This is a genomic window from Cognatundibacterium jejuense (assembly GCF_014284255.1).
Lineage (GTDB): Bacteria > Pseudomonadota > Gammaproteobacteria > Burkholderiales > Burkholderiaceae_D > Undibacterium > Undibacterium jejuense.
In genome coordinates, this window is the sequence record NZ_JACOFV010000009.1 from 1 (window position 1) to 20,788 (window position 20,788).

The 20,788-nt window shown below is 44.1% G+C and carries 14 protein-coding genes; 5 read left to right on the forward strand and 9 right to left on the reverse strand.

Annotated features, from left to right (window positions below; all coding sequences use genetic code 11):
* Positions 1–197: 197 nt before the first annotated feature.
* Positions 198–1,115 carry an SDR family oxidoreductase gene (locus tag H8K32_RS10555; RefSeq protein WP_186912469.1) on the reverse strand — a complete coding sequence of 306 codons (918 nt, stop codon included), beginning with the start codon at positions 1,113–1,115 and terminating at the stop codon, positions 198–200.
* A gap of 161 nt (positions 1,116–1,276) precedes the next feature.
* On the opposite strand from H8K32_RS10555, the gene H8K32_RS10560 reads away from it, so the two are divergent.
* A complete protein-coding gene (locus H8K32_RS10560) occupies positions 1,277–1,852 on the forward strand; it encodes a TetR/AcrR family transcriptional regulator (RefSeq protein WP_186912470.1) in 576 nt (191 codons plus the stop codon).
* A gap of 358 nt (positions 1,853–2,210) precedes the next feature.
* Complete coding sequence (locus tag H8K32_RS10565) at positions 2,211–3,632, forward strand: IgA Peptidase M64 (RefSeq protein ID WP_186912471.1); 1,422 nt, start codon at positions 2,211–2,213, stop codon at positions 3,630–3,632.
* Positions 3,633–3,749: 117 nt separating this feature from the next.
* On the opposite strand, the gene H8K32_RS10570 is transcribed toward H8K32_RS10565, so the two are convergent.
* The 8 genes from H8K32_RS10570 to H8K32_RS10605 form a co-directional block, all read right to left on the reverse strand.
* The gene (locus tag H8K32_RS10570) at positions 3,750–4,367 is read right to left on the reverse strand and encodes a hypothetical protein (protein ID WP_186912472.1); all 618 of its coding nucleotides are present in this window, start codon (positions 4,365–4,367) and stop codon (positions 3,750–3,752) included.
* Between the two features lie 68 nt (positions 4,368–4,435).
* A complete protein-coding gene (locus H8K32_RS10575; protein ID WP_186912473.1) occupies positions 4,436–8,329 on the reverse strand; it encodes a pilus assembly protein in 3,894 nt (1,297 codons plus the stop codon).
* A gap of 41 nt (positions 8,330–8,370) precedes the next feature.
* Positions 8,371–8,991, reverse strand: coding sequence for a pilus assembly PilX family protein (locus H8K32_RS10580; RefSeq protein ID WP_186912474.1), 621 nt, complete (start codon positions 8,989–8,991; stop codon positions 8,371–8,373).
* A 3-nt stretch (positions 8,992–8,994) separates the two neighbouring features.
* On the reverse strand, positions 8,995–10,188 hold the full coding sequence (locus tag H8K32_RS10585) for a PilW family protein (protein ID WP_186912611.1): 1,194 nt from the start codon (positions 10,186–10,188) through the stop codon (positions 8,995–8,997).
* Positions 10,185–10,583 carry a type IV pilus modification PilV family protein gene (locus tag H8K32_RS10590; RefSeq protein ID WP_186912475.1) on the reverse strand — a complete coding sequence of 133 codons (399 nt, stop codon included), beginning with the start codon at positions 10,581–10,583 and terminating at the stop codon, positions 10,185–10,187. Before H8K32_RS10590 ends, H8K32_RS10585 begins: the two co-directional genes overlap by 4 nt.
* Position 10,584: 1 nt before the next feature.
* Positions 10,585–11,178, reverse strand: a complete 594-nt coding sequence (locus tag H8K32_RS10595) for a pilus assembly FimT family protein (protein ID WP_186912612.1) — start codon at positions 11,176–11,178, stop codon at positions 10,585–10,587.
* Complete coding sequence (locus H8K32_RS10600) at positions 11,172–11,636, reverse strand: type IV pilin protein (RefSeq protein ID WP_186912476.1); 465 nt, start codon at positions 11,634–11,636, stop codon at positions 11,172–11,174. Before H8K32_RS10600 ends, H8K32_RS10595 begins: the two co-directional genes overlap by 7 nt.
* A 773-nt stretch (positions 11,637–12,409) precedes the next feature.
* Positions 12,410–14,041 (reverse strand): sensor domain-containing diguanylate cyclase, encoded by a 1,632-nt coding sequence (locus H8K32_RS10605; RefSeq protein WP_186912477.1) that lies wholly within the window; start codon positions 14,039–14,041, stop codon positions 12,410–12,412.
* Positions 14,042–14,803: 762 nt separating this feature from the next.
* Here H8K32_RS10605 and H8K32_RS10610 point away from each other — a divergent pair.
* From H8K32_RS10610 to H8K32_RS10620, 3 genes are all read left to right on the forward strand, one after another.
* Complete coding sequence (locus H8K32_RS10610) at positions 14,804–15,076, forward strand: hypothetical protein (RefSeq protein ID WP_186912478.1); 273 nt, start codon at positions 14,804–14,806, stop codon at positions 15,074–15,076.
* A 245-nt stretch (positions 15,077–15,321) separates the two neighbouring features.
* A complete protein-coding gene (locus H8K32_RS10615) occupies positions 15,322–17,406 on the forward strand; it encodes a DUF4382 domain-containing protein (RefSeq protein ID WP_186912479.1) in 2,085 nt (694 codons plus the stop codon).
* 264 nt (positions 17,407–17,670) lie between these two features.
* The gene (locus H8K32_RS10620) at positions 17,671–20,580 is read left to right on the forward strand and encodes an HD domain-containing phosphohydrolase (protein WP_186912480.1); all 2,910 of its coding nucleotides are present in this window, start codon (positions 17,671–17,673) and stop codon (positions 20,578–20,580) included.
* Positions 20,581–20,788 lie beyond the last annotated feature (208 nt).

Below are 20,788 nucleotides of genomic sequence, written 5' to 3' on the forward strand. Positions count from 1 at the left end.
TGGACAATGCCTATTCAAAATTGGCGTATGGCGTTAAATCGTTTTATGATTGAGTTTGGTGACCGCATTCAAAAATACGATCACTAATTTGTTCCGTGGCATTTACACAGAATTTCTTACAGGCTCAACTCGACTCCTAAAAGAGAAGTCAAGTGCTTTCCAAAGATACCTGGTTTGTCTGCGACATTACCGTCAATTTAAATCATTGAATCAAATTGCATGGTTGTGAGCAATGCATTCTGAATTTCACTCACACGCTGATTCAATTTTTCAACACCGAAATCCATACCTTTGGGCATCACTACAGTACGCAATGGTCGTTTAGATGTTTGCTCTATGAGTTTCACAATGGCATCCGTTACATCTTCTACACGTGGAGGCTCTGGTGAGTCATACATACTTTGAAATCCTGCTTTCATCGCCTCAGGAATTTTTCCGATGTCACCATAAGCATCAACGATATTTTGATCGTGAGGCGCAGGACTTCTTGTTAGCAAACTCGTTCCGAACGGACCTGGTTCAACAATAACTGAATCGATACCAAGGCCAGACAACTCATAACGGTATGCTTCAGCCAACGCTTCTAAAGCAAACTTACTCGCGTTGTATGCACCAAAGAAAGGAAAAATTACACGCCCGGCAAGTGACGTAACACTCACAATCAAACCCGAACGTTGTGCTCGCATGGTCGGTAACACAGCGCGTATCATACGTGCCGGACCAAAGGTATTGACTTCGAACTGCGCTTGCAATTCAGCACTGGAATACGCTTCCGTCACGCCAATATTCATCACGCCAGCATTATTAAGCAGCACGTCTATGCGTCCATGTGACTTTGCAATGGCAGCGATTGCCGTTTCGACAGAATCATCACTAGTTACATCCAGCTCTACGACTTCGAGTTGATGACCACCTTGTTTTGCGAAGGCTTCCAGTTCAGCCTTGAAAGCGACATTGCGAGTATATGCATCTCTCATGGTCGCGATGACATTATGTCCTTTTGCGGCAAGCGCCTTTGCAGTCAATGCGCCAAAACCGCTGCTACTACCCGTAATGACGATAGTCTTAGCGTGGCTATTATTACCGTTGGTATTTTCTTTATTAAGAGTATTCATGAGTATCTTTCATTTATCAAACGTATTTAAACGCAAATCAGTTTTCAGTTGTGTTCTCTATGTCCAAACATTTTAAATCACGACCGTTATTTCAATATACATGACGATCGTTATGTGAACAAGTATAATTTGAGAATAATTAAAAGTTTAATGAGGGAAACATGTCTCGGAATGAACAAAAATTTCAAACACGTCAACGGATTTTAGAGGGTGCAGGACGTGGTTTTAGAAAAGGTGGCTTTGCTGGTGTGGGAGTAGATGGTCTGGCAAAAGAAGCCGGAGTCACTTCCGGTGCATTCTATGTACACTTCGATTCCAAAGCGCATGCGTTTCGTGAAGTTGTGGTTCACGGAATGACATATTTAAAAAATGGACTGCTCCAATTTCAGCAAGAACACGGAAAGCAGTGGTGGAATTTATTTGTCAATTTCTATCTCAATGAGAGACGCGTTTGCGACTTATCCGAAAGTTGTGTATTGCCATCGTTAACGTCTGAAGTAGTCCGCTCTGACGCATTATCACGCACAGCTTTTGAGATAGAACTCCGTGAGGTAGCGAAATTAATCGTGAATGGGCCAGCATCGCCTGATTTACCAAACGATGTAGAGGCTGCATTGGCTGCACTGGCATGCTTGATTGGTGGCGTTTCTTTGGCGCGCGCGGTGAGTGATCCAGATTTGGCTCAAACCATTGCCACATCAGTCGCACGGTCACTATTACCAAATCACTCTGCCTAATTTAATATCCACTAACAGGAAGACATTGATTTATTGAGATAAATTTTCGTCTTAATTTTTAAATTCTATTTCAAATAAATTTGACGAAAAAACGCATCGAGTAAAAAGCAGCGTACCATGTTTAAAATCCAAGATGTAGTCAACGGACATGCACGCTATACAAAATAGCTGAAAAATTATCTTACTCAAGCGCCAACATACAGGCTTTGCAATAAGTTAAATATCGAACTGCCTGTGTGACGTTTGGTCATTTTTGATGCTTACCACAGATTACAGCGTGATTTTGGTGGTGCACCAAGCAAGGTTCCGGGTTTACAATTGTATTTTGGTAAAACAATATCTATTATCCGGAGCCCTAATGACCTACTCACCTTACGCCTTTTTTGGCGCAGCACTACTGGGTTTATCGCAACTCGCCTACGCCGCCCAGCCAGCAACGATACGTGTTGACTACATGCATAGTGGCAATGCCGCCGCAGAGCAATATGCGCTGGAACGAGTCTTGGTAGAACCATTGCCGTGGCCGGGAAATATGAACCAAGCCATCGATAATTCCAACCTCGGCAACAATAAAGTCGAAGTTACCGATCTGACCACAGGGAAATTGCTATATTCACGTGGTTTTTCGACGGTATTTGGTGAATGGCGCAGCACTGATGAAGCCAGTAAAATCAGCCGCGGCTTTCAAGAGTCTGTGCGTTTTCCTAAGCCAGAACATCCGGTCAAAGTCAGTCTTTTTAAGCGCGACGCAAACAACGCCTTTGTACCTTCCTGGAGCGTTGACGTAGATACGGACGCGCAAGATGTGATTCGCAAACAAGGCCCTGCTCCAGCAAAACCTATTCCAATTCATGTTTCAGGTGCATCGGTAGATAAGGTCGATTTATTGATTTTGGGTGATGGTTATACCGCAGCACAAATGTCGAAATTCAAAGCCGACGCGACCAGATTGAGTAAGCATTTGTTTGAGGTGTCACCTTTCAAAGAGCATGCGAAAGATTTCAACGTCTGGGCCATGGCTGTTCCTACGCAAGAATCCGGAGTATCACGCCCATCAACCGGTATTCACCATGCATCAGCTTTGGGTACCCGCTATGACATTTTTGGCAGTGAACGCTACGTGCTTACCACTGATAATCGTGCCTTACGCGATATAGCTCAATATGCGCCCTACGAATTCATTGAAATTTTAGTCAATAACGAAACCTATGGCGGTGGCGGCATTTTTGGTCAATTCAGTACCGCAGCAGCCAAGAGTGATTGGTCTAATTATTTATTTGTGCATGAATTCGGACATCATTTTGCAGGCCTCGCCGACGAGTACTACACCTCGCCTGTTGCCTATCAACCGAGTGCCACCAAAATCGAACCTTGGGAACCAAATGCGACAGCATTGCTCGATCCAGCCAACCTAAAATGGAAAGATAAAGTCGCAACAGATACGCCAATACCTACAACATGGCCTAAGCAAGCTTACGATGAGCATGCCAAAACGTATCAAAAGATTCGTGCTGAACTGCGCGCGAAAAATCGCCCCGAATCAGAAATGAGTACCTTATTCAAAGAGGATCTCGCCTTTAGTAAAAAGTTGTTTTCAGAGGCTAAATTTGAACACGTCACTGGCGCGTTTGAAGGTGCGAATTACGAATCAAATGGCTACTTCCGTCCAGCAATGCAATGCATCATGTTTGATCGAAGCGATAAGTTTTGTGATGTCTGTAGCGCCGGAGTAGAGAAAGTTATTCAGATGTATTCGACACCGGGAAACAATAGTAAATAAAACCAAGGCTATCGCTCTGTCTGATATCAATCCAGACAGTGACGCCTCAATGAAAAGGGAGAGTTGACACGATTAACTCTCCCTTTTCGTTAAAAAACGCAATTATTGATTCGTTGGTCAAGGCAGAATCAACACCAAATCGTTTAAGTTAATTTCTAAATCCATATAAGAAGACATATCACGACCATAACGACGCCCCGGGATGAATCTTGTTGCATAAAATACTGCCTGCAATTGATCTAATGTTTCAGCGGTCGCTCCGCCATCGTCTAACAACCTGACATCTTTCACCAGGCCTTTAGCATCAACGTAAATACGTAATCGGACTGGCATCAATACATGATGCTGAAACTGTACTGTTTCAAAATTTGGCTCAGAGACAGGCACAGCAGGAATGTCCATTTCACTTGATGGCATATAAGTGGAAGGTCGCTGATCATTGAGTTCCGGATGTTTTTTGATGGGATCGGTAGATTGAACTTCTGCCTCGTTTCGCGCAGCTTTCAACCTGGACGCATCCGGCGGCAACACGATCTCAGACGTTGGCCTGAAAATGGATTGAGGATTTGTAACTGGAGCACGAAAAAAACTAACATACAAAATGTGCTGGCTGGCGTCGATGTTGGCGTGCTTTCGGCGCTCGCCCGTGACATTATCACTACTTAATTGAAACGCAACCAGATGGACGACCAAAGAAGCTGTTAAGCACAGAAATCGAAAAGTATTTGTACGCATGGGCAATGCCACTGATGTGACATTGCCCGTATTGATTTGAAAATATTTACCCTGCATCAACAAATGATTTAATCCGCTGTCGGTAATTCCCGCCAATTGATACGTTTAAAATTTACTGACGTTTCAAGAGGTGGAACGGGACTAGCCACCCCTTGTTGCCCGCCGGTGAGTAAGCGCACGTGTCCATTGATATTAAGAAATGCAACATCCGAGATTGTGCCGCTGGAAATATTAGATACCACGCCACCACTTGAGTTAGTTAACACAGATGTGCCGTTTCCTATATTTATCGCATAAACTAAACCGCTGGATGAAGGGTTGCACGGATCCCCATTCGGTGTGACCGTTGCAAATGCCACCATTCCATTGGTGCTGCTCGGTGTTACCACAACCCGTGCCGCAACTCCAACGCTATTCGTCGGTAAATCGATATACCATCCCATTGGACTACTTGGAGCAGAACCAATTCCCGATGTAAGGTTGGTATCTGCCACCATATTGCTGCGAGCAATTGGATAGCTTACGCCATTGGGTAAAGTCGTCGCAGTATAAAATGCTGTCGCCGTACCATCAACAATTGCATAAAAGGTCTGTATTTGTGTACTCGAAAGATCAGGTGTACTCAACAACTGGCCCGTGCCAAGCAAGACATAGCGTTTAAATGTTCCTGGCTGAACTTCAATCAGTGGGCGAGTCGTTACAGGCTGTGTTACGCCTGAAGAGTCTTTTAATACAGCAATTTTCGTTGGTGTCGCATAGTTACCAGTTGTCGTGGTCACATCAATGCGCCATACGTTCCCCAGCAAATCACCTGCGTAAATAGCGTCGGCCGTGCTATCGCTAAAGCTGGCAACATAAGCAGAGGCGTAGGCTAGTCCAGCCGGATTAGAAGTTGAGCCAACTCCGGTAGCGACAGTTTCCAGTAAGGCTCCAGTGGCAGGATTAACAAAGAAAAAATACCCCTTACCGTCTGAGTTGTTATAACCCGAAGTAAAGACCACAACCCAGCCATACTTGGCAGTTTTTACGACAACTGGCGGACCAAAAGAATATCCCATCTGGCTCACAGTTGTTGTATCTGTGGCTTTAGGAAACTCCCACAATACTTTACTAGCAACCGCAGTCTCGCTCGTCCAGGTGGAGGGGTCTGTAACATCTATCGCATAATAACTAATACCGCCTTTACCCAATCCACCGATTAATACTGACTTCCATGACGGAGTTGTACTGCTGCTGTTGGCGGTATGATTCATGTCGATGTCAAACACCTGCTGTTGGCCATCAACCAAATAATGATGCACAAACGTCGGATTACCCAAGGATGCCAAACCGCTTACTGGTCCAGTGCTACTATTTCCATAAACAGCACTTGGAATATAAGCAAATAATTCAGCGCCTCCCGTACTGGTATTTGAGCCGTCAAACGCATGAACCATGCCGTCATTAGCACCGACATAAACTACAGTTTTACGTGATGCATACGCTGTTTTGAACGCAGTGTATCCAGGATTAAAACTTTCAGAAAAAGCACTGTTTGGTGGGCCAGCTGCCGCCACCTTTGAATCGACAATATCACCCAGTACTGCTGCACGGGTTCGGTACACACCGTTAGTCTGGCCAATTTCCAAAGCCCGGATTCCCCTGAGGTAGGCGAGATAATTTGCTGACGATTGCGATCCGGCGGCAACACCCGGAACGTTAGCAAATGTTGCATAACCTGTAGGATTGTTTGAACTTACATTACTCGTCTGAAATGGAAAACCAGCCCCCGTGCCCGTGCAACAGGTCACAATTTGTCTTGTGGATTGTGTTGCCAGTAAAGATTGCGCGTCCCAGATGGAGGTGAAAGCTGGTGTGCCTGTCGCGTCATAGGTCACGGAGCTGCCAACGACATCCCCTGTCCAGTTACCTGAGTTGTATTGGCTCGCATAGCTAATATTGTTGGAACTTGTTATTTGCCCCGAGGTGAATGAGAAAGTCGTTGAGGAACCGCTGATATTACTAATAATGCTAGCGAAAGCACTATTCAAACCAGCAACCATGACATTCGCCTGCGCACCACTAAAATAATTATCCGGACGCAAATTAGATCCGAATGTATCGCTATTGGTATGCCACATCGCGTTCGTCATTGGTATTGTGGTGGCTGCTGCGGCACCATTTTTTACCGTAAGCGTATTTTTGGAATTAGTTGATGCATAAGGTTGAAAGCCACTTGGCACGGAAAAGCCACCATATTTCGTGGCGTAATAGAATTGATTGTTGTTGGCATAGGCTTGATTCTCTTGCACATCAACCCAGTATGTTGCGACTGTCTGCGTGTAGTATTTCGGCGTTGTACCGTCCGTATTGGCCCACTCGTTTGGTCGCATATCATTCGTATGGATATCGTAGGCGAGCCCGGCCATAAAATACGAAGAATAGTCACCAAATAAGGTTGTCCCAAGACTACTGACCCCTTCTAAAGTCCCGACCATATTGGTTGCAGTCTGAACATTCACAGTGGTATCCGTTGGCCTCAGCGCTGTTTCGAAACTTGCATTTCCTATGGTACTACCAGGCAAATTTGCATCAGCGTGCGTATTGCGATCGCCAATGCCCAAAATAAAATTCTTTTGACACGAGTACAGAATCGGATCATTCCAAGAGGTAATCACAGGAAAACCATCAATCATTGATGCAGTAGGATTGGACGTATAGGTGGGCCAATTACCTAAATTTTTATAGTAACGCACACCTGCATAATACAATTCACTGAGAGGATCGTAAGTTTTATAGGATTTCGCTGCTTCACCAAATTTATTCAAATAATTAATTACGCCGCTATTAGTCACACCAGAATTAGATGCATCGCTTGGATTTGGATTGGTGGCAAATATCCCTGTCGTTGCACTCCACTCAGCATATGGATTTGTCTGCGTATTCGTACCAGCAATAATTTGTCCAAGATTTCCCGTAGTCCCTGGCAAAGCAGGTTGTATTGGTCCGACAAATTTCATGTTCGCACGTAATACACCACCGTCGCGCTGTATTGAATTGTCATTTAAATAACCGAATACACCAAAGCGAATTTTTTGTGAATATTGTTGAATTAATCCTTCAGGTTTATAGCCAGAACCATATGCCGTGCAATTCGACTCAACGCCGATAGTTGTATCGCAAACTTTTACTCGTGCATTTAAAGCGTAAACTTTGCTTGAATTAGCTAAATTAGATGAGTTGTAGGAGTTTTGCCCAGAATAAGCCACTGTACCGGTGGCGGGAAATACGGTTGATGCAGAAACACCACTTGGAGAATCGAGACTAGAAGCACTCACGCCCGATACCCAAATTTGATTACCAGTCCCCCAAACACGGGACGTGACAGTCGACCAATTAAATGGCGTTGCGCCGGCAATATAAGAAGCATTGGTAATACTCTTGTTAACAGTTTCATCTTTACCGCCTTGTCCTGAAGCCCAGGTTCTTTCCAATACAGTGCTAGTCGTTGTATCGATGACCCGATATCCACCGGTTAAAGCCCAACGGAAAGTATCAATCGTCTGCATGGACGCCCAATTCAGCCAGTTACCACTCCACAATGACATAGCTGACGAACTGGTACATGCATGATTCGTCGCCAATCCAGCAGACTGAAAATAACCCTTCATATTCGTATTTACGGCAACATCATCGGCTGCAGAGCTGTTATATACATAGCACTTACCAGGATCAAAATAGCCAAGGTAATTGGTTGCAGGAGTATATGGATTGGTACTTGGCGGGTAAGCCCAACTCAAGGCGGTCGGATATTCAACCGACAAAGACAGTAATAAATTTCCTGGAACGGCGATAGATGTCAAAAGAGGCTGATCGGCGATGATAGTCTGTGCATGCGCAATGGTGGGAGAGCTCAACATACAAGCAGCCGTAATGCATGTAAAAAACCCAGGCAATAGATTAAACGAAGAGAGCTTGTTCATATTCATTTCCTTTAAATTACAGTCTGTCGTCAATAACATCATTACATCGACAACGTCGTCTGCATATAACTCTGCGTATTTCTTGGGCCGCTGACCCGCACACTGACCCGATAAACAATGGGACCGTTTGGTACACCTTTAGAAACATTGGCAGTTCCACCAGTGGAAAGCATCGTTGAGCCGACGATGCAACTGGCTGTGCTTGTCGGTCCCGGCAAATTGCACAAACGGTCAATCACAAATCGAATCGTGACGCCGGTCGTGGCGTCAGTGATGTCAGCACCCGTCATGGTCCACAACGCATCATTCGTTATCATTAATGGCAATCCGTGGGCGTCCGATGGTAGCAGCGTTGCTGAGTAATTAAATGCTGGGGCACTAGTTTGCAAAGCAATTGCGGTACCGAGTTGCGCAGGGTTCTGAATCTCCGCTTTGGCAGCTACAACACCGCGTTCCCCCTGATTAATCAGATCACGTTTAAATGCTAAATTACCTGCCAAAACTAACGAAGTATCAAAGGATCGCACCATCGCTATCGCTGATATCATCAAAATCAAAAGTGCAACCAAAGTCACAAACAAGATCACACCATGCTCGCGGACTGGTTTGAAACCCGTTCGTGACGAACCATACTTACACGAAGAAATGTTGGTGAATATCATGATCTAATTTAACAGCAATGAGTTACGTAATGGAATGGTTAGCTCAATCGTACGATAACGGAAATTCTTCTCAGCCGTGCTGAGTGTACGAGTATAGGTGAAAGGCGCGCCCAGATCAGAAAATAACGTTAGCGGACCTGTCGTAGCGGGCGGTACAGTTGGTTTTTCGCTTAAAGATGTCCGCGTGATCAGCCCCAGACGAATCGCTTTAATACTCTTCAAGGTCGCAACTGATGCAGCAGTACCACTTTCCAATGTTACAAAATCAAACCCGGCAGTTCCCGGATCGATAAAAGTATCAGGTATGCCATCGGCATTGGTATCGACAAAATATAATGCATGCATTTCAAAAACACCGTCAGCTATCGCGTTTGCCGTATTAAATGTCGCCCCTTGTAAAAGATCATATTGAAATAAGACATTGTTATTACCAACACCAATTAACTGAAAATTTGGCATGTTTGCAGTAGCATTACCCAAATTCATTGCGAACGCATTCCCTGAATAATTAGCTAAACTGGTCGTGCCGATAGGGCTGGAAGTATAGACACCGCTTAAAGGAACTGCGGTTACGTTAATTGCCCCCGCATAACCAGCAGTTACTTGCTGAATCATGCAGGGAGAACCATTGGTGACTGCCTGATCCAATATCAACACTAAATCATTGCCATTAAAGGCAATAGAATTAATCAGATTCAATTGACCTGGACCAGCGACAGTTGTAAATGGTGTTGGCACTTCTCCAAACCCAGCAGTTCCAGTCATAGTAATTAACACATCGGACTTTTTTCCGCTGACATTTGGTGTCGTTAGATCCTTGGCAATAATTAACGGTGCAACTCTATAAACACCTGCAAGCGCCGTATTCAATGCCGTAAATGGCGCGCCCATCGCTGGTGTGAACGGCAATATTTGCGTTCCATTTAAAGCCGAAAATATCTGACAACCGAAAACCTGCTGAAAGTTATCAGAAATGCCTGAGCCTGCTGCCCGCACCGTTTTTTCCAATTGGTACATTGCGTAGTTACCGGCCTGATCAATATCATTGACAGACGTCATCGTCCGTTTTTTGCCTTCGCTGGTTGACAATACACCAGAAATTGCAAGCGACATCAGCAACACGATCACAACCGTGACCAATAATTCGACCAGAGAAAGGCCTTGTTCACGCTTACGATAATGCAATTGAATTTTCATGGCATAGCAACTTGAGTAATGTACTGGCTAGTCGTGGGTAATGAAGGTTCTTGCCAGGTAATGGTGATCGTCACCACACCATTCGCATCAGGTACACTGATGACCGCCGTGGCAGCCGGAAGGCCGGAAACAGCTGTGTTAGTTAACCTTGCTGTCCATGCTGTGATAGTAGCAGCAGGCAGAGTCAGTGTTTGTTGATTCCACATCGTTGCGACAAGTTCGTTAGCCATAACCGATGCGCGCATCCGGTCTTCTGAGTTATATGATGACTTAGTCGCCGTTGCCTGCAGGCCAATCAGACCAAGCACAGCGAAAGAAAATATCAACAAAGAAACAAGCACCTCTACCAACAACAGACCAGATTGTTTTTTGGGAATTTGGAGTACGTTTTTCATTTTAACAACCATCTGGATTAGCAACAGATAAGACTCTGCTCGCATCACACAAGCGCACCTGCCCACCCATAGAAACTTGCACCCGATAAGTGCGATTTGCTGCAGGCATCGTTACAGTGTAGGTAGTAGCGGCTGCAGTTGCACAACCAACACCGAATGCCGCAGTCGTCGTTGTTGCAGTATTAACTACCATACGTGCCATCGAGTTAAAACAAATGGCCGCAGGACCAGTTACCACGGCGCCCGGACCTATGTTGCCGAATGAGCCACCTTGGACATACGGTGTATCAACAACCTCTGTCGCAAAGATAGGCAATACCTGGATATACCAATTCTTCCCGCCGGTGGTAGCCGCTACGTTTGCAGCTGGCGCAGCATTGGTCAGAACAAATGCTACTTGCCGATTTCGCTTTACCGCTTCGGCTTGCGCTGCGCGCAAGCCATTTTGTATTGCCTCAGCAACACTGCGCGCTTTACTATTGCTAATCCAACCAGAAAATCCAGCTTGCGCAAGATATAGCAAAATCGCAGATAACGAAATCACCACCAGCATTTCAATTAAGCTAAATCCCCGATTGGAACATACTTTTAGCATGTCGACCCTTTGCTCACTATCCAACACGCATTTGTAGCACCGCCCCAGCGAGATCCCATCGTCGAAGTCTGAAAATTGGCATTCGTAATACTGTAAGTAAAACCAGCAGTCGCTTTGCCGGCGATACCGGTAGCAGTAATAGTATAAGTTGTCGCCGTTTGTACCGGACAACTGAGTGTAAAGTACTTGGTTTGAATCGCGGCCAGATTAGTCGCATTGCAGGGTGCAAGGATCGCCCCACCCACATCAGCATAAGTTCTGTTGTCTTGAAAATATTGCTCCATACTGGCTCGAATCGACGATAAATTACTTGTGGCTTCTGTGATCTGACCACGCAAAACATAATCGGTATAAGCTGGTAAAGCGACCGCAGCTAAAATACCAATAATCGCCACGGTGACCATCACTTCAATCAAGGTAAATCCTCGCTGTAAAAATTGATTAGATTTCAAGCGCATAAACGAATCAACTCGCATTCAAATTCCCCACTCAAAAGTTAACAGTCAATATATCGAGAAAGACCTAGTGTATTTTACGTAACCAGTCCGATACGACGCATTCTGCACAGATTGCGGCAAGCTTTTCAAGCTTGTTTAAACTTCATTAACAAATTCACATAACCAAGATCGTTGGGATGATCCCGGATTTTAATTTTTTTATAATGAGAATTTCAATAAAGTCTCTCACTTCAACACCCTAACTCATCGAGTTTTAAAATACAAACAAACTCGCACTAAGCGTTATCATCAGTTACCCCGCTTATCTGGCAAGACTGTTGAAAGTTTGTGATAGAAACGCTATCTGGAACACACCTTAGTCGGGAAAGTGTCTCTATATACATTTCTCAGACAAGGAAATTAATATGTTTACCAATTGCAACGTTAGTTCATATTAGCAAGACGCGTAAACATGTCAACATCCGTAACAAAAAAAACATCGAGTTACATTGAGCTATCTGACTACTGTTTTATTAAAAGACTTTACGTAAAAAAAATAGATAGAAAAAATATCTAAAAAACCATCCCCATATTAATAGCTTCTCAATAAATTATTTTTTCTTTAATGAAAATTCCTCTCCACATGTCGCTTTCTTAAAACAACAAGGAATAAAAAACTGGCGACAATTTTGCCAAAAAAGCATCCCGGCAATTTTCTGTTTCAGTTAATTTTTAAGGACAAAATTCAATGCTTTCTTGGTATTTTCAAGTGAATTTAGAACCAAGTATTTAATTCAGTTTTCATAAATTTCATCATCAGTTTCTAACGAAAACTTATAACAATTTCTTCCGTTTTTTTTGGCTCTGTACATTGCCTTGTCTGCCAAGGTCATGAGAGTTTCTAATTCTTGAGAGTGGTCCGGAAACATGGCGATACCAATGCTCGCTCCGACAGTTAACACCAAATCACCGATATAAAATACTTCTGATAAATTAGCGACCAATTTGCTGGCGATTAATGCAGCAGTGGATCTATCATTGCACTCAGTTACGAGCACAACAAATTCATCTCCCCCTAGCCGACCAACCAGATCTGATTGCCGGACACCATCCCTGAGACGATCAGCGACCTCTTTGAGCAATTGATCACCGACTGCATGACCGTACCTGTCGTTCACTAGTTTAAAGCCATCCAAATCAACAAAAAACAAAGCTAATTTATTTGCCTGACGTCCTGCTAAAGCCATGCTTTGGCGCATGCTAATCATAAAGGAACGACGATTCGGCAGGCCTGTCAAAGCATCATGATGGGCAAGATAATTCATTTGCACTTCAGTTGCGATAAGCTTATCAACTAATAAGTTGAAACTCTCCAGCATCAAGCCCACTTCATCCTTTCTCTTTACGACGATTCGACTCAACGTTTTATCGCCTTGTGCCATCTCGCGCATAAGCTTAGCTGAGGATCGCAAAGGTCTGAATGCATACTCCAGAAACATGACCAAAATTAAAATCAGAATCGATGCCGAAACTACGCTATTTCGAACAAACGTACCCCAGATCAAACTAACCGGGCTCAGGGCTTCATCGGTTGGTATCTCTGCCAAGAGTATCCACTGCGCGGCTGGGATATCGGTTGCTACGACTAACATTTCTACGCCAGCAGAATCAGTATTAACACCAGACCCGCGCCAACCCAGCATGACCTTGTCATGAAAAGAATCACGGCCAATTTCCGGCGCACGCTGCAAACGTAACGCGGGTCTTGAAGCGGATATAAAGAGCTGATCTCGCGGAGAAAACAAAATAAAATCACCGGTTTTTCCGAGATGAATTTTTTCCAACAAGTCAAGAAAGCTCGGCATACTTAGCTCAGTACTCCCCATCAAAACAGCGACAATATGACCACCGTCGTCTTTGATCGGCACGCTCATATTAACCACTCCCTGATGCGTTGCTCGGCTGATTCCAGGTTTACCTATGTAAAAATCAGCACCATCGCGCGCCGCGATAAACCAGTCTCTTTCATTGAAGTCGAGTTGATGTCTGCCACTAATATGCGGATAATCAACGATAACGCCTTTCCCATCTTTAGGAACCACCACCATCCCTTGTGAAAACAGCGGAGAATATTCTTGTCGTTGTTGCAGCCATGCTTCCAATTTAGCCGGCTGAGTCAACAATGGCAAAGGAAACTCATTCGCTGTTTTTTCCAACAATTGCTGACGTTGAAGAACCTTCTCGTTGATATCCAACGCCACATAAGTTGCTAACGAACTTTGTTGAGCAGAAACCACTTCCAACATATTGTTACGAATCATATGCGCAGCGATGTTGTAGCGGATAACACTCCCAAAAAAAATGAATAGCAAGCCAACGGCGATGAGCCGAAATTTCAAGCCATGAGTAAAACTCAAAAAATGCATTATTTAATCCAACATTTCTGGTGAGCGAAATTTTCTTGCAATGGATGTTGATTAAAAACTGTGGCAAAACGTAATACTAAATTGCATAGCCAAAGCTATTATTTTCTCAAGCTATCTCATCTCGTTTTCTCAAATCGCTTAAAAATTTTGGCACTCAAAAATGTATCTGTCACCGTGACCTGAGAAGATTGCTATCCCCAATTCTCTTTATCACTTTCTTGAGCAATTTCGATAATTTCGATAATTTCGATAATTTCGATAATTTTATTTTAGGATAAAACCACTCACTCCATTATAGTGCCGTGAATAAATATGTATTGCCAAAACAAAAAATTATTGCCTCTGAATACCGTCCCCTGTTCCACTATAGATACAACAAAATTCCGTTTCAACAACACATTTCGAATTTACAAACCAGATCTGTTTATCTGCTGCTTTTTAAAAAACCTGCTAAACATGCGCAAACGCAATAAAACTTGCGCCTTTCATTCCCTTACATTTTTGCAAAATACGTTACTTTCTGACGGTCAACTGCTGGCACGTAACACACGTTCATGGCTCATGTTGATATATCGACGGCCAAGGTCTTATGATCCATGCCTCGATCTTCCTCGTATCTATACGTTTAATTGCATGTCACGATTGTCTAAATTATGAATCGAGAGCTTATCTATTGAATAAAAAATAGTGCGGGTCAGTTTTTGACAGAAGATCAATACCGCGCAACCAGGTTTAATTTAACAACGTTAATTGGTAGTTCTTATGACACCACAATTCGCCTCAAAAACTGATCTATTCTTTTGCCTGTCAACACTTGCTATTTTCATTTTATTTAGCATGCTCGCCTCGCAACATATCAAAATTAATACGCTGATCAAAAGGCTACAACAGTTACCAGACCAGAACGATATTGATGAATTAAAAATGTCAATTCTTGAACACAAATTTCAAACGATTGCTGATTTTGATGAGTTACACAGAACGATACGCAACGAAACAAATTTTAATCAAGAGATGTTACCAACTAACAACTAACGAAGGTAAGTTATTGTCGAAATCGGCTAAGGTAAAAAGCGATCTAAAACATCGATCATTCATAAAAATTTCATAGAGTTGTTTAACCACGTATAGGTAAATGGACGAGCCAAAATTTTGCTTGCGTCAGTCTTCTTCATTTCACTATCACTGGGCTGTTTTGTAAATTGGCATTTCTAAGTATGTAGCTTGTTGCGCAATCTCAATCGATAACAACCATTATTCTCACAAGGGATACTCACATCATGAAAAATCATCAATTCGCACTTAGTGCCATCATGCTTGCCTGCCTCGCTGCTTGCGGTGGTGGCGGCTCATCATCTCCAGCTAATTCAAGCACATCAAGCACATCAACACCACCGACGCCACCAATCGTTACTTCGCCACAGTCGGTCAATGTACCGGTAATGATCAGTGACGCATCTTCTGATGACTGGTCCGCGATTAATGTCATTATTAACGGTATCACTTTTACCGATTCCAATGGAAACGTGACGTCGAATTTATTGAGTGCTCCTTGGTCTGGCAATCTAGAACAATTGGACAATCTGGCTGAGCAATTGAGTTCCGCCAGCCTGACAGCAGGTACTACTTACGTTAGCGCGACGCTGACCATTAGTGCAAACCCTGGTGATGTGGGATTGACCGTTGCCAGTGATCCTGAATCTGGCTTTCCAGAAGCAGCCAGCACAGTCATTCCAAAGACGCGGATTAATATTCAAGGTGCGAGCGGCGCTACTGGTAGCCAGACAGTGACCGTTCCAATTAAGTTTGCAACGCCATTTATTGCACCGCAAGCGACTTCTGCGACCAATCCTACGCCCGTTACTGGTACCACTAGTAACGGGATTAATGTTGATTTTGATCTCAACCATCCCGCATTTATTGTCGGCCATATTCCAGCCAATGGCGGCAACATCATCTGGTCAGTGAATTTTAACGGCCCGGTCAAACACAAACCTGTCGATGATTTGACCCGTCTGGTTTTACGCCACATGTATGGCAGCGTTACATCGGTTTCGACCACCACCAATACAATGGTGATAGAACGAGATACAGGCACTTTATCTACGAGTGGTGGCGGGAATACTTTCAGCCCTGTCGATACGGGTAAGGCATTGACTATCAATGTAGACACGACCAACGGTACCTTGTTCTACGATCTGGACAACAAGACAAACAACGGCACGATCAAAGATTTCAGCAACGCAGCAGTGGTCGCTGCACTACAAAAAACTGGCGAATATGTTCGCGTTGCTGCGCGTTACCAACAAGATGGCACGTTGGTCGCGACACGTATTTTTGCTTCGACAAACTTCAATAAGATTTTTATCAGCCCAGAGGGTCACGTCATACATGCTGATCAGACCACTGGTGCAACGATGGTGTTAGATAACGCAGACGGGAAGCCGATTACTGTAGCAATTGACCCAACGACGCAATTCTTCTTCCGGACCCCGAATACCTCATCGGATGCGGCACCAATTGGTACCGGACCGAGCTTCCTGACCAGCGGTTCGTTGGTGCGAGGATTTAAAGTCAAAATCACGCCAGTAGATGTAACGGCGTCGACAATGCACGCTGCAACCGTTGATATTGAGACAGCACCATACCAAGGCAAAGTGACAAACGCGAACACCACCAACTTTAGCTTGACGTCGACATTCCCGACACCGACGGATAATTACAAAGGCGTGGCTTTGAGCTATATCAGTGCAACGACACCGAACGGCGTTGATCCATTGAACCCCAAAACAACAATTACTGGTTTCAAATACTGGAATTACGCTTATCCAACCATTGTTACCTATACATCCGGTTCGACGAATGCGATTACGAATTTTATCGGAACCACAGGTGCCATTAATTTTGGAAGCACAGGAACAAATCCCCCCATTACCTATAACCCAATAGTGCTGACATACGCTACGTGGGCTGCCAGCACCAGCAATCCTGGTACTGGTGGTTGGACTGTTCCATATGCGATATTCATGCCACAAACTATTCCAAATACGACTGTCGCAACGCCGCTAGTAGCTGCCTCAGGCACAAACAATAGCTATACTTTTGCGATTAATGCAAAAGGCGGATCTAATGCTGTCACGGTCAACGTAAATGCAACAGCCGGTTCCGCAGCCTTAGTGTACCAAGTTGATCGTACTGGAGATGTCGTCACAGTCAGCCCTATCGATATCACCACCACAGCCGGATTGACCGCATTGACGAATGGCGTATCCAAAGCAGGAACAGCAGTACAAGTCAGTGGAGTACCGAAATCGGATGGTACTTACAACGCTTACCTGATCAAGTACTACACCGCAGCAAAATAATTTCAATATCCGCTTTGAAAGCCGTTTAGCGTAAGTTAAACGGCTTTTTTCTTCATAGCCGCCTCCTGCAACACAGTGATGTTGCAATTTTGCATCTATGCCATCCTCTGATCCAGCGTTTCTTTCCACCCTGCCAAAGGCAAGATTGCTCATTCGTGACTTTGTACAATTCATTTACAAAAAAATATAACAAAATTTTATTATTTTGTTTTTTGTGCAATATACTTTCTGATCAGAATGAATCTGACCATGAAAGGATAAGCAATGCAAGCGTCTAAAAAGTGGCCGTTTCACATTTATCTTTCTTATAGCTTAACCGGTTTAATTTTTGCCTTTACGCTTGCAATCGGTGTCGTTCAATTTAATAAAATGGGCGAGATTATCCTGCATGAGGCTAATAGCAATTACGAACATACTGGCAAGCAAGTTGCCAACAGTATTCAAGCAATTTATACGCCCGCTAAAAATCAAACGGAAATTCTGGCGCAATCAATGCCGATACCCGGTGATCAACTTGATGACAGACTGGAGCACATTGCTTACCTGGCGAAAGCCGTTGCCAGTATTCCCTCTGCGACCTCAGCGTTTATTGGATACGTTGATGGCGAGTTTTTTCTTCTGAGAAAATACCAACAAAACTCAGTCTCTTCTTCACTTTTTCATGTACCAGCCGACACTGCCTGGGTGGTTCAAAGTACCAGTTTAAAGCACAAAAAATTGGTCGAACACGTCATTAGTTTTAACAAACTACTAGAAGAAACCAGTCGTAAAAAAATTACGCGCCGAAAGTTTGATCCGCGCGAGACGCTCTGGTACAAGTCCGCCATCAATGCTCCAGACCATGTGAATGTCACCAAGCCCTATTACTTCTTCACCAATCATCAAATCGGCGTTACCTATTCACAAAAAATTGCAGACGCAGACGCAGTAATAGGTATCGACATTGAATTGCCTACCATTTTACAGACGCTGGAAAACAATAAATTAACACCATCTAGCAAAATCGCTCTGATCGATGAAAATGCACAGATTCTGGCCCTGCAATATGGCGACAAAATGCCGTTTCGCCCCCAAATAATCACAGACAAAGATGGCACCCATCACATGTCAAGATTGATGGAACAAGATGTTCCTGTGTTAAATACTGTACTTAAACTGAAATCTGCCAAGGGTGCCCTAAGCGAATCTATCGATATCGACGGAGAAAACTGGGCTACCTACAAACAAAATATCGACATCCCTGGTGGCAGACCATTGACTTTACTAATTGCCAGCCCGCACCAGGAATTACTGGCGGATATTATTGCCATGAAAAAGCAAAGCATGCTTTTTTTTGGTGTGCTATTCCTAATTGCCATCCTGATCACCTTTTTGCTTTCTAAACGAATCTCCAGACCGATGGTGCAACTGGCTCAAGAAGCCCAAAAAATTGCCCATTTTGATTTCCAAAGCCCGATCAACATCAAATCGCACATCAAAGAGATTTCTGATCTGGCGACATCCATGTCGGGAATGAAGGCTACGATACAATCATTTTTAGACATTGCCAGCAATCTTACCGGTGAGACCAACTTCAATAACTTGCTTGCTACCGTCTTAAGGGAGTTATCCGAAATCACGATTGCAGATACGGCGATTTTGTATTTATATGATCCCCAAAAATCTTCACTTGAGTCGGTACAAGTTTATATGGATCATCATGTCGTCAACGTTGAACAACAAATCATCCCGACGACAGCTTCTCATCCCGTTGCTCTGGTGTGCCATCAGACGTCATCAGTGACACGCCTCGGGGTGGAAGCATTGCACGAGTACTTTGGTGGCATCGCCGAGTACCAACACGAATGCACTCTGATTGCCATTCCATTGCGCGACAGAAAAAATCAATTAGTCGGCGCTATTGCACTCTTAATCAATGCTAGCAGCATCGATGTTGGGCGTCAGGCGATGGCAGTCGCCGTTTCCGGCACCGCTGCTATCGCGATAGAAAATCAGCGCCTGATACAAGAACAAAAGGCATTACTTGAGGCCTTTATTCAATTGCTTGCGGGTGCCATTGACGCCAAGAGCCCTTACACAGGAGGCCATTGCCAGCGTGTTCCTATGCTCACCAAGAGCCTGGCGCAAGCTGCCTGCAATGAAAATACAGGTGCATTTGCCGATTTTCGTCTAAGCGACGCAGAATGGGAAGAATTGCACGTTGCCGCCTGGCTGCACGATTGCGGTAAAGTTACGACACCCGAGTACATCGTCGATAAGGCCACCAAACTGGAAACCTTATATGATCGTATTCACGAAGTTCGCATGCGTTTTGAAGTCATCAAGCGCGATGTGCACATCAATTTTTGGAAGGCTGTGGCAGAAGGTGGTAATCCAGACCAGCTGAAGAGACAGCGCGATCAGACGCTATCCGACATCGATGCCGAATTTGCCTTTATCGCAGAATGCAATGAAGGCGGCGAATTTATGAGCGAAGAAAAAATGGCACGCATCCATCAAATTGCAGAAAGACAATGGGAGCGTACTTTATCTGATCGTATCGGCATCTCTTACAACGAAAGAGAAAGAAAAAATCGTATTCCTGAAGCAGCACTACCGGTAATGGAAAAAGTGCTGGACGACAAAGCTGAACATATTTTCATTCGAGAAGAACATGACCAGATAGACGTCGATAATCCGTGGGGATTCAATATCAAGGTACCGGAACATTTGTACAACCGCGGTGAAATTTACAACCTAAAAGTGAAGCGTGGCACGCTGTCCGAAGAGGAGCGCTACAAAATTAACGAGCATATTGTGCAGACAATTATGATGTTAAAGCAGTTGCCGTTTCCACGTCATTTGAGCCGGGTGCCAGAAATTGCAGGTGGTCATCATGAAAAAATGGATGGTACGGGCTATCCTAAAGGCCTGCACGGTCACGAAATGGACGTCAAAGAAAAGATCATGGCGATTGCCGATATTTTTGAAGCCCTGACTGCATCAGATCGCCCCTATAAAAAAGGAAAAACCTTATCTGAAGCGCTGAATATCATGAGTTTCATGAAAAAAGATCAGCATATCGATAGCGATATATTTGCCTTGTTCTTGCGTTCCGGGGTATATCTCGAATATGCCTATATGTTTATGCAGCCGGAGCAAATTGATGAAGTTGATATTCATGCTTATATGTAGAGATATATGTGAAAATAAGCCTGACGACGGCAGACTTTACTCATTCTGAGCCAAGTCTGACAATCACGAGAAAAGAAGCCGTTCAAGATGAACGGCTTCTTTATCTATATGTTATTCCGCCTATCAAATTAACGTGACTTCTTTATGACCAAATACCACCTATCGATAAAATACATCACTTAGTAAAAATTATCTGTCAAAACGCGCT

Bases quoted from the DNA above. Each gene is read 5' to 3' on its own strand.
- H8K32_RS10560 (WP_186912470.1), top strand. From the start codon at position 1,277: ATGTCTCGGAATGAACAAAAATTTCAAACACGTCAACGGATTTTAGAG.
- H8K32_RS10610 (WP_186912478.1), top strand. From the start codon at position 14,804: ATGACACCACAATTCGCCTCAAAAACTGATCTATTCTTTTGCCTGTCA.
- H8K32_RS10585 (WP_186912611.1), bottom strand. From the start codon at position 10,188: ATGAAAATTCAATTGCATTATCGTAAGCGTGAACAAGGCCTTTCTCTG.
- H8K32_RS10605 (WP_186912477.1), bottom strand. From the start codon at position 14,041: ATGCATTTTTTGAGTTTTACTCATGGCTTGAAATTTCGGCTCATCGCC.
- H8K32_RS10575 (WP_186912473.1), bottom strand. From the start codon at position 8,329: ATGAACAAGCTCTCTTCGTTTAATCTATTGCCTGGGTTTTTTACATGC.
- H8K32_RS10620 (WP_186912480.1), top strand. From the start codon at position 17,671: ATGCAAGCGTCTAAAAAGTGGCCGTTTCACATTTATCTTTCTTATAGC.
- H8K32_RS10580 (WP_186912474.1), bottom strand. From the start codon at position 8,991: ATGATATTCACCAACATTTCTTCGTGTAAGTATGGTTCGTCACGAACG.
- H8K32_RS10570 (WP_186912472.1), bottom strand. From the start codon at position 4,367: ATGCGTACAAATACTTTTCGATTTCTGTGCTTAACAGCTTCTTTGGTC.
- H8K32_RS10595 (WP_186912612.1), bottom strand. From the start codon at position 11,178: ATGCTAAAAGTATGTTCCAATCGGGGATTTAGCTTAATTGAAATGCTG.
- H8K32_RS10600 (WP_186912476.1), bottom strand. From the start codon at position 11,636: ATGCGCTTGAAATCTAATCAATTTTTACAGCGAGGATTTACCTTGATT.
- H8K32_RS10565 (WP_186912471.1), top strand. From the start codon at position 2,211: ATGACCTACTCACCTTACGCCTTTTTTGGCGCAGCACTACTGGGTTTA.
- H8K32_RS10615 (WP_186912479.1), top strand. From the start codon at position 15,322: ATGAAAAATCATCAATTCGCACTTAGTGCCATCATGCTTGCCTGCCTC.
- H8K32_RS10555 (WP_186912469.1), bottom strand. From the start codon at position 1,115: ATGAATACTCTTAATAAAGAAAATACCAACGGTAATAATAGCCACGCT.
- H8K32_RS10590 (WP_186912475.1), bottom strand. From the start codon at position 10,583: ATGAAAAACGTACTCCAAATTCCCAAAAAACAATCTGGTCTGTTGTTG.